The sequence below is a fragment of the Streptomyces sp. NPDC059355 genome, from assembly GCF_042752335.1.
GTDB lineage: Bacteria > Actinomycetota > Actinomycetes > Streptomycetales > Streptomycetaceae > Streptomyces.
In genome coordinates, this window is record NZ_JBHYXN010000013.1 from 42,193 (window position 1) to 50,877 (window position 8,685).

Annotated in this window: 7 protein-coding genes; 5 read left to right on the forward strand and 2 right to left on the reverse strand. The window is 73.6% G+C overall.

The genetic code is table 11. From position 1 onward, the window contains the following. Positions 1–94: 94 nt before the first annotated feature. The 4 genes from ACFXGI_RS15125 to ACFXGI_RS15140 all read left to right on the forward strand — a co-directional run bounded on the left by ACFXGI_RS15125 (position 95) and on the right by ACFXGI_RS15140 (position 3,820). Positions 95–1,297 (forward strand): Gfo/Idh/MocA family protein, encoded by a 1,203-nt coding sequence (locus ACFXGI_RS15125; RefSeq protein WP_384706052.1) that lies wholly within the window; start codon positions 95–97, stop codon positions 1,295–1,297. Between the two features lie 126 nt (positions 1,298–1,423). Further along, positions 1,424–2,161: a carbonic anhydrase gene (locus ACFXGI_RS15130; RefSeq protein ID WP_384706054.1), complete on the forward strand. Its 738-nt coding sequence runs from the start codon at positions 1,424–1,426 to the stop codon at positions 2,159–2,161. Between the two features lie 155 nt (positions 2,162–2,316). Next, positions 2,317–3,129 (forward strand): class I SAM-dependent methyltransferase, encoded by an 813-nt coding sequence (locus ACFXGI_RS15135; RefSeq protein WP_384706056.1) that lies wholly within the window; start codon positions 2,317–2,319, stop codon positions 3,127–3,129. After that, positions 3,116–3,820 (forward strand): M24 family metallopeptidase, encoded by a 705-nt coding sequence (locus tag ACFXGI_RS15140; RefSeq protein WP_384706058.1) that lies wholly within the window; start codon positions 3,116–3,118, stop codon positions 3,818–3,820. Before ACFXGI_RS15135 ends, ACFXGI_RS15140 begins: the two co-directional genes overlap by 14 nt. Positions 3,821–3,850: 30 nt before the next feature. Here the strand turns inward: ACFXGI_RS15140 and ACFXGI_RS15145 are convergent, their stop codons facing one another. Together ACFXGI_RS15145 and ACFXGI_RS15150 are read right to left on the reverse strand one after the other, a co-directional pair. After that, complete coding sequence (locus ACFXGI_RS15145) at positions 3,851–6,562, reverse strand: SpoIIE family protein phosphatase (RefSeq protein WP_384706060.1); 2,712 nt, start codon at positions 6,560–6,562, stop codon at positions 3,851–3,853. A gap of 61 nt (positions 6,563–6,623) precedes the next feature. Beyond that, positions 6,624–7,025 (reverse strand): DUF1992 domain-containing protein, encoded by a 402-nt coding sequence (locus ACFXGI_RS15150; RefSeq protein WP_384706062.1) that lies wholly within the window; start codon positions 7,023–7,025, stop codon positions 6,624–6,626. Positions 7,026–7,196: 171 nt separating this feature from the next. Here ACFXGI_RS15150 and ACFXGI_RS15155 point away from each other — a divergent pair, with 171 nt between their 5' ends. Continuing rightward, positions 7,197–8,609, forward strand: coding sequence for an MFS transporter (locus tag ACFXGI_RS15155; RefSeq protein ID WP_384706064.1), 1,413 nt, complete (start codon positions 7,197–7,199; stop codon positions 8,607–8,609). Positions 8,610–8,685: the final 76 nt, after the last annotated feature.

Consider the following 8,685-nt stretch of genomic DNA (forward strand, 5'->3'; position numbering starts at 1 on the left):
CTGCCTTGCCCACAGCCTGCCCCGGCCGGGCACGGGCGGCATCCGGTGCTCGGCCGGGCGGATGAACCCGGGCCGGCCGGGAAGGGACTCGGCCATGACCACCGACCTTCGCCTCGGCGTCCTCGGATACGGGCTGCGCGGCAGCATCGCGCGTACGGCGCACCGGCCCGGCGGCGGCGCGACCGTCACCGCCGTCGCGGATCCCGACCCGCGGGCCCGGGCGGACGCCGCCGCGGCCTTTCCCGGCGCGTACGCCACCCCCGACCCCGCAGCCGTGATCGGGGACCCGGACGTGGACGCCGTCCTCGTCCTGACCCCCGACCACACCCACGCGGACCTGGCCTGCCGGACGCTCCTCGCCCGCAAGCCCGTCTTCGTCGAGAAGCCGCTCGCCATCACCGTCGACCGGTGCGACGACGTCCTGCGCACCGCCCACGCGAGCGGCACCCGCCTGTACGTCGGGCACAACATGCGGCACATGCCCGTCGTGCGGATGATGCGCGAGCTGATCGCGGCCGGTGCGATCGGCCGGGTCCGGACGGTCTGGGTGCGGCACTTCGTCGGCTACGGCGGCGACTGGTACTTCAAGGACTGGCACGCCGAGCGCCGCCACACCACCGGCCTGCTGCTCCAGAAGGCCGCGCACGACATCGACGTACTGCACTGGCTGGCCGGCTCCTACACCGACGACGTCCAGGCGATGGGCGACCTCATGGTGTACGGGGACAACCCGCACCGGCGCGCCCCCGGCGTGCCCAAGGGCGACGACTGGTACACGGAGGACGGCCACTGGCCGCCGCACACCCAGCGCGGCCTGAACCCCGTCATCGACGTCGAGGACGTCTCGCTGCTCAACCTCCGCCTCGCGGGCGGTGTGCTGGCCGCCTATCAGCAGTGCCATTTCACGCCGGACTACTGGCGCAACTACACCGTCATCGGCGACGCCGGCCGCCTGGAGAACTTCGGCGACGGTCCGGGCGCCGAGGTCCGGGTCTGGAACGCGCGGCGCTCCGGATACCGGGCCGCGCCGGACGCCTCGTACGCCGTCCCCGACGGGGAGGGCGCGGGCGGGCACGGCGGCGCCGACCCGCTGCTGATCGACGAGTTCCTGCGCTTCGTACGGCACGGGGGTGCGACGGACACCTCGCCGGTCGCCGCCCGGATGGCGGTCGCGGTGGGCTGCATGGCGACGGAGTCCCTGCGCGACGGCGGAACGCCCCGGAGGGTACCGCCGCTCGATCCGGCCCTGGGGGCCTACTTCGACCAGGGCCAGGGCACCGCCGGCACCGGCCCCTGAAGCGTCACCGAACCGCCGGAGGACCGCCGGCGGACCGCCGCGCCGGTCCCGGCATTTGCCCAAGAGTTCCCCAAGCGCGGGCCCGCCTCCGGCTCCCCGGTCCCGCGGGGCCTAGCTTGGGCCCGCATGAGCGTCCTTGCCGAGCAGCACCGGGCCGACGGGACTCCCGGGCGGCGCCGCCTGGTACGGGGCGCCCTCACCGTGGCCCTGGGCGCCGCGCTGGCGGCCGCCGGCGGCCCCACCGGCGGCGGCTCCCGCACCGGCCTGCACGGTCCGCGGCCCGGCACGCCCGAGGCGGCGCTGCGTGCGCTGTCGGCCGGCAACGTCCGCTGGCGGACGTACCACGAGCGGCATCCCGACGCCACGCGGACCGTACGGCAGGCGCTGGTCGGGGGACAGCACCCGTTCGCCGTCATCCTGGGCTGCGTCGACTCCCGCGTCCCGCCCGAGCTGGTCTTCGACCAGGGGCTCGGCGACCTGATGACCGTACGGTCGGCCGGCGAGGTGCTGGACGACGCCGTGCTCGGAAGCATCGCCTTCGGGGTCGTGGAGCTGGCCATCCCGCTGGTGGTGGTCCTCGGGCACCAGTCCTGCGGGGCCGTGACCGCGGCCGTCCGCGCCGCCGAGGGGCTGGAGCAGCTGCCCGGGCACCTGCGCTACCTGGCGGAGCAGATCCGGCCGGCCGTCGACCGCTCGCTGAGCAGGGAGGCGCGCGTCGACGCGGCGGTCACCCAGAACGTCCGGCTCGTCCGCTCCCGGCTCGCGGCGGAGCCCGATCTCGCCGCCCGGGTCGCGGCCGGGAGGCTGGCCGTCGTCGGAGCACGGTACGAACTCACCAGCCAGCGGGTGCACCGGATCCGCTGAACGGATCTCCAGGTCCACATCTGCGGGGCTCTTGTTTGTTTTGCCAGGCATCTGCCAACAGATTTACGGGAGTGACCTTGCAGATGCACTATGGGGGAGGCCACCGCCCGGGGGGCAACGCTCCGACTCCTGCTCACAAGGCGAGGTATGGATCCATGGATGTACGCAGCTGGGACGGCAGCGCCGGCGAGGTCGACCGCGGCGCCATCGGCTCGGGCCACGCGGACTTCCGCCGCCCCGATCCCCGCATCGCCCGGTTCATCGCCGATGCGCTCGAAGGGGCCCGCACCGTGGTCAACATCGGCGCCGGGGCCGGATCGTACGAGTCCGCGGCCACCGCGGTGACCCCGGTCGAGCCGTCCCTGTCGATGCGGGCCCGGCGCTCGGCGGCGCTGCCGCGGGCCGTGGACGCGGTCGCGGAGGACCTGCCGTTCGCGGACGGGGAGTTCGACGGGTCGATGACCTTGTTCAGCGTCCACCAGTGGAGCGACGTCGAGGCGGGCCTGCGCGAGATGCGCCGGGTGACCCGCGGCCCGGCGGTCGTGCTGACCTGCGACCCCGACCGCGTGCGCGACTTCTGGCTGTACGAGTACGCGCCCGAGGTCCTCGACACCGAGGCCCGCCGCTACCCGCCGCTCGAGAAGATGGCGGCGGCCCTCGGCGGCACGGGGACGGTGCGGACCGTACCCGTCCCGCTGGACTGCACCGACGGGTTCAACGAGGCCTACTACGGCCGTCCCGAGATGCTGCTCGACCCCGCGGCCCGGCAGGCCTGCTCCGCCTGGAGCTTCGTCGACGACGGCGTGCGGGAGCGGTTCACCACCCGGCTGCGGGACGACCTCGACTCCGGCGCGTGGGACGAGCGCTTCGGGCACCTGCGCAGCCGGCCGTTCTACGAGGGGTCGCTCGTCATCGTGCGCGCGATACCCGAGCACCGGACAGAGGAGCACCACGATGGAGGTACCTGACCGCATGGACGAACGACTGCGCGTCCTGGGTCTGGTCGAGGCCCAGCGCAAGGCCGAGGCCCTGTTCTCGGAGATCGAGGCGCGGGGGCTGGTGGCGCCCGGCGCCGCGGAGCGGGAGGTCAGCGACCGGATCCGGGACCTCGCCAACGAGATGTTCGGGACCACGAAGCACTGGCACAAGCGGATCGTCCGCTCCGGCCCGAACACCCTGGTCCCCTACAAGGAGAACCCGCCGGACCGGGTCATCGGCGAGGACGACATCGCGTTCGCCGACTTCGGCCCGATCTTCGAGGAGTACGAGGCGGACTTCGGCCGCACCTTCGTCTTCGGGTCCGATCCGGTCAAGCACCGGCTCAGGGACGACCTGGCCACGGTGTTCACGGCGGGCCGCGCGGCCTTCCGGGCCGACCCGCACATCACCGGGAAGCAGCTGTACACGCAGGTGGAGCGGCTCGCCGCGGAGGCGGGCTGGACACTGGGCGGATGGCACGCCGGACACCTGGTCGGGGAGTTCCCGCACGAGACGATCGACGGCGCCCGGGCGGAGTCGTACATCACGCCGGACAACGACACCCCGCTGCGCCGCACCGACCGGGCCGGGTGGAGCTGCCACTGGATCCTGGAGATCCATCTGGTCGACGAACCGCACGGCTTCGGCGGTTTCCACGAGCAGCTCCTGGACCTCGCCTGAGGCAGCGCCGGGCCGGAGGGCCGGCCCCGGTCACGCCGGGTCGGTCTCCTCCGGATCCGGCAGCGACTGCTCCGACCAGATGACCTTGCCCTCCGGTGTGTAGCGCGCTCCCCAGCGGCGGCTGAGCTGGGCCACCAGGAAGAGGCCGCGGCCTCCCTCGTCCTCGGTCTTGGCGTAGTGCAGCCGCGGGGAGCTGCTGCTGCCGTCGAAGACCTCGCAGGTCAGCACCCGGTCGTGCAGGAGCCGTACGCGGACCGGCGCGGCGCCGTGCCGGATCGCGTTCGTGATCAGCTCGCTCAGCACCAGCTCCGTCCCGAAGGTGAGCTCCGACAGGCCCCACTCCTCCAGCTTCTCCATGGCGACGGCCCGCATGGCCCCGACCGCGCTCGGCTCGAACGGGACCTCCCACTCGGCGATCCGGTCGGCCGGCAGCGCCGACGTCCGGGCGACCAGCAGGGCCACGTCGTCGCGCGGGCGCACCGGCAGCAGCTCCGCGAGGACCGCCCGGCAGGTCTCCTCGGGGCTGCGGTCCGCGTGCGCCAGGGCCGAGCGGAGCAGGACGAGCCCCTCGTCGATGTCGCGGGCCCGGTCCTCGATCAGCCCGTCGGTGTACAGCACCAGCTGGGTGCCCTCGCTCAGGTCCAGCTCCGCCGATTCGAACGGGAACCCGCCGAGGCCCAGCGGTGCGCCCGCCGGCAGCTCCGGGATCTCCACGGTGCCGTCCGGGCGCACCACCGCCGGCGGCATGTGGCCGGCCCGTGCCACCGTGCAGCGCTGGGTCACCGCGTCGTACACGGCGTACAGGCAGGTGGCGCCGATCAGACCGCCCTCGGTGCCGTCGCCGCCCGCCGCGCTCTGGTCGATGTACTGGACCAGGTCGTCGAGGCGGGCGAGGAGCTCGTCGGGCGGCAGGTCCAGGGACGAGAAGTTCAGCACGGCCGTACGCAGCCGGCCCATGGACGCGGCGGCGTGCAGACCGTGCCCGACGACGTCGCCGACGACGAGGGCGACGCGGGCGCCCGGGAGCGGGATCACGTCGAACCAGTCGCCGCCCACCCCGGACTGAGCGGGCAGGTAGTAGTGCGCGACCTCCACGGCGCTCAGCTCGGGCAGGTCGCGCGGCAGCAGGCTGCGCTGGAGGGTCACGGCCAGGGCGTGCTCGCGCGTGTACCGGCGCGCGTTGTCGATGCTGACCCCGGCGCGGGCGACGAGCTCCTCCGCCACCGTCAGGTCCTCCTCGTCGAAGGCCTCCTTCTCCGAGCGCCAGAAGTTGACCACGCCGAGGGCTGAGCCGCGGGCCTTGAGCGGGACCGTGATCAGGGAGTGGACGCCGTAGTCGACGATGGCCTTGGCCCGCGGCGGGTCCTGGGCGTGCCAGCCCGGGGCGTCGGCCAGGTTGGTCACGAGCTCCGCGTGGCCGCTGCTGAGTCCGCGCGCCTGCGGGGTGGAGGGAAGGAAGTCGATCAGCCGGCCGCGCGGGTAGAGCGGGACGTCGTCCCGGATCCCGCTGACCCCGGTGCGCCGCAGGTCGGACTTGACGGCGGTGGGCTCGTCGCCGAGCAGCACCGGCTCCGCCAGGTCGACGGTGACGAAGTCCGCGAAGCGCGGTACGGCCACGTCCGCGAGCTCCTGGGCCGTCTGCTGCACGTCCAGGGTGGTGCCGACGCCGACCCCCGCGTCGTACAGCAGCCTGAGCCGTTTGCGGGCGGCCTCGGCGCGGGTGCTGAGCACCTGCATCTCGGTCGAGTCCCGGATGGTGACCGCCGTGCCCTCGGGCCTGCCGCGGGGGCGGGTCGCACGCTGGTTGATGACCAGCAGCCGGTCCCCGGCCTCGTGCACCTCGTCGGTGGTCTCCCGGCCGGACAGCAGGAGGTCGGCCATCTGCGGGTCGAGCCCCGACAGCTCCCGGATGTGCTGCCCCTCGGCGTCGGGCGGGAGCCTGAGCAGACGTTTCGCCTCGTCGTTGGCGAGGAGGAGCCGGCCGCCGCCGTCGGTGATCAGCACCCCCTCGCGCACGGAGTGCAGCACCGCGTCGTGGTGTTCGTACATGCGGGTCATCTCGAGGGGGCCGAGCCCGCGGGTCTGGCGGCGCAGGCGCCGGCTGATCAGCGCCGCGCCGGCGGTGGCGAGGGCGATCCCGACCGCGCTGGTACCGAGGATGAGGGGCAGCTGCCGCTGGAACACGCCGGTGACGTTCTTCACCGTGAGGCCGGCCGACACCAGCGCCACGACCTTGCCGCCGTCCTTGTAGGGGTCGGCGAAGACGGGCACCACGGCCTGGATCTCCTGACCCAGAGGTCCCTTCACGCTCTCGGTGTACACCTCGCCGGCCAGTGAGGGCGCGATGGTGCCCACGAACTGTTTGCCGATGCGGTCGGGGAGCGGATGGGTGTAGCGGACCCCCTGGTCGTTCATCACGACGATGAAGTCCACCCCGGCGTCCTTGCGCGTCACCTCGGTGAGCGGCTGGAGGATCGCGGAGGGGTGCGGAGCCAGGAGGGCCTGGCGCAGCCCGAGCGAATGGGCGAAGGTCTGCGCGACCGCCACCGAACGGGTCCGGGCCTCCCGGTCCACGTCGTGCCGGGACTGGAGTACGAGGGCCAGCACCGCACCGGCGGCGAGCAGCACCACGATCGCCACCTGAAGGACGAATACCTGTCGGGCGACGCTGCGCGGGCGCTTGTGGCTCAGTGACCGCACCGACGTCCCCGGCACGGGTTGCAAGGATGGGTCACGAACCATTTGTAGCACTGTCGGTGGTCCGCGGCCGGGAGAGCCGCCACGACCGGGCCCGGGCGCGCCATCAGCCGGTCCGGCCCTCGAGCCGGGTGGCGAGGACGGCATCGACGTCGAATTCGGCGAGGCGCAGGGGCGGGCCGGGTGGCGGCCTGCGCAGCGCGGCGCGGATCTTCTCGTTGATCTCGGTGAGGACGGCCCGGGCCTCGCGATCCGACCGGGCGGTGCGGACCGCCTCCAAGGCGTCCTCGGCCTCCTTGCGCAGGGCGAGCGCGGGCGGCAGGGCGGCGAACCCCTCTCGGTGCATCTTGCCCTTGATCCACCACAGCTCGTCGTACGGGGCGTCGATCGAGGCCAGGGGCTTGCCGTAGCCCGGGAGCCGCTCGAACTCGCCGCGCTCGGCGGCCTCCCTGATCTGACGGTCCACCCATGACTCGAAGCTGACGCCCGGTGGCTTGCGGTCGGTCACGACTGCTCCCCTCGTCCGTGCGCCCAGCGTATCGCCGCGGTGGCGGCCTCCGGCGGCGGGCGTCACGGATGCCCGCGCAGATTTATCTTGACGTCAAGATTGATTTCCGGCAGGCTACCGCGAGATATCTCGACATCGAGATACTTTGGCGGGGGATGCGGAGGGCCCGGAATGATCTGGCGGCGCGGGGCGGGGAAGCGGAAGGACCGCGGGGAGCGGGGGCTCCGGGAGGGCGGGATCGGGCTGCTGGCGCAGCTGCGCCGTCCGCCCGGCGGCCGGGACGCCCGGATCATGCTCTTCGCCCAGCTGCTCGACCGCGCCGGGACGGGGGTGTGGGGCGCGTCCTGCGTCCTGTTCTTCACCTTCGTGGTCGGGCTGGACGGGCGGCAGGTGGGCCTGCTGCTCGGCGCTGCCGGGGTCGCGGGCATCGCCGGTTCGCCGCTGGCGGGGCACCTGGCCGCCCGCTTCCCCGCCCGTGCGCTGCTGATCGGCTGCCACCTGCTGCGCCTGGGCACGATCTGCGCGCTGCTCGTGTTCACCCGCTTCGAGGTCCTGCTGCTCGTGGTCGCCGTCACCTCGCTCGGCGACCGGGCGGCCAAGATGCTGGAGATGCTCTTCGCCACCCGGGCGGCGGGCGAGCGGCGCGGCACGTACCAGGCGCTGTCGCGCAGCGTGGCGAACGCCGGGTACGCGGTCGGCGCGGGCCTCGCCGCCATCGGACTCGCCGTGGGCACGCGCGAGGCGTACCAGGTCCTGATCCTGGGCAACGCGCTGTCGTTCGTCCTGGCCGCGGCGCTGGTGTGGCGGACCCGGGAGCAGCGGCACGGCCACGGGGAGGCGGTCGCCGAGGCCGCTGACGTGCCCGGGGCGGGACGGCCGGGTGCGAACCCCTGGCGGGACCGCGGCTACCTCCGGTTCGTCCTCCTGGACATCCCGCTGTGCCTGGACGACTCGATCCTGGGGGTCGGGCTGCCGCTGTGGCTGATCGAGCACACCGACGCCCCGCACGCCGTGGTCCCGGCCTTCCTCATCATCAACACCGTGCTCGTCGTGGCCCTGCAGATGACCGTGTCGGCGAGGGTCCGGCGGCCGCGCGAGGCCGCCGGAGCGGCCGGGCTGTACGGGCTGACCCTGCTCGGCTGCTGCGTGCTGCTGGCCCTCACCCCCGAACACGGGGCCTGGGCCGCCTCGATCGCCCTGCTGGCCGCCGCCGTGCTGGTCACCGCCGCGGAGCTGCTGCGCTCGGTGAGCTCCTGGGAGCTGGCCGTCTCCCTCGCGCCCCGGGACGCGAGGGCCTCGTACCTGGGGGTGGCGGGCATGTCCCAGTCCATCCAGAAGTCGGCCGGGCCGATGCTGCTGACGGGTGTGGTGATGGTGGCCGGGCCGGCGGGCTGGCTGGCGCTCGGAGCGGCCGTCGCGGGCGTCTCCGTGGTCCAACGGCGAACCGGACTGCGGCGGTTGGAGGCCATGGAGGCCGCAGAGGCCGTGAAGGACGCGGAGACCGCGGAGACCGCGGAGGTGTCGGGCACGGCGCCGGCCGCATCCCGTACCGCGAAGGGGAGCGATCCCGCACCGGTGTCCTGACGCCCCGGTTTCCCCGCAGCCCCTTCCCCGCCCAGATTCCCCGCTCGACGGGGCAAGTTCCCCTATCTCTCGGGAA

What these genes read in the sequence shown, in the direction of transcription:
- ACFXGI_RS15125 (WP_384706052.1), top strand. Translation starts at nt 95, where the DNA reads ATGACCACCGACCTTCGCCTCGGCGTCCTCGGATACGGGCTGCGCGGC.
- ACFXGI_RS15130 (WP_384706054.1), top strand. Translation starts at nt 1,424, where the DNA reads ATGAGCGTCCTTGCCGAGCAGCACCGGGCCGACGGGACTCCCGGGCGG.
- ACFXGI_RS15135 (WP_384706056.1), top strand. Translation starts at nt 2,317, where the DNA reads ATGGATGTACGCAGCTGGGACGGCAGCGCCGGCGAGGTCGACCGCGGC.
- ACFXGI_RS15140 (WP_384706058.1), top strand. Translation starts at nt 3,116, where the DNA reads ATGGAGGTACCTGACCGCATGGACGAACGACTGCGCGTCCTGGGTCTG.
- ACFXGI_RS15145 (WP_384706060.1), bottom strand. Translation starts at nt 6,562, where the DNA reads ATGGTTCGTGACCCATCCTTGCAACCCGTGCCGGGGACGTCGGTGCGG.
- ACFXGI_RS15155 (WP_384706064.1), top strand. Translation starts at nt 7,197, where the DNA reads ATGATCTGGCGGCGCGGGGCGGGGAAGCGGAAGGACCGCGGGGAGCGG.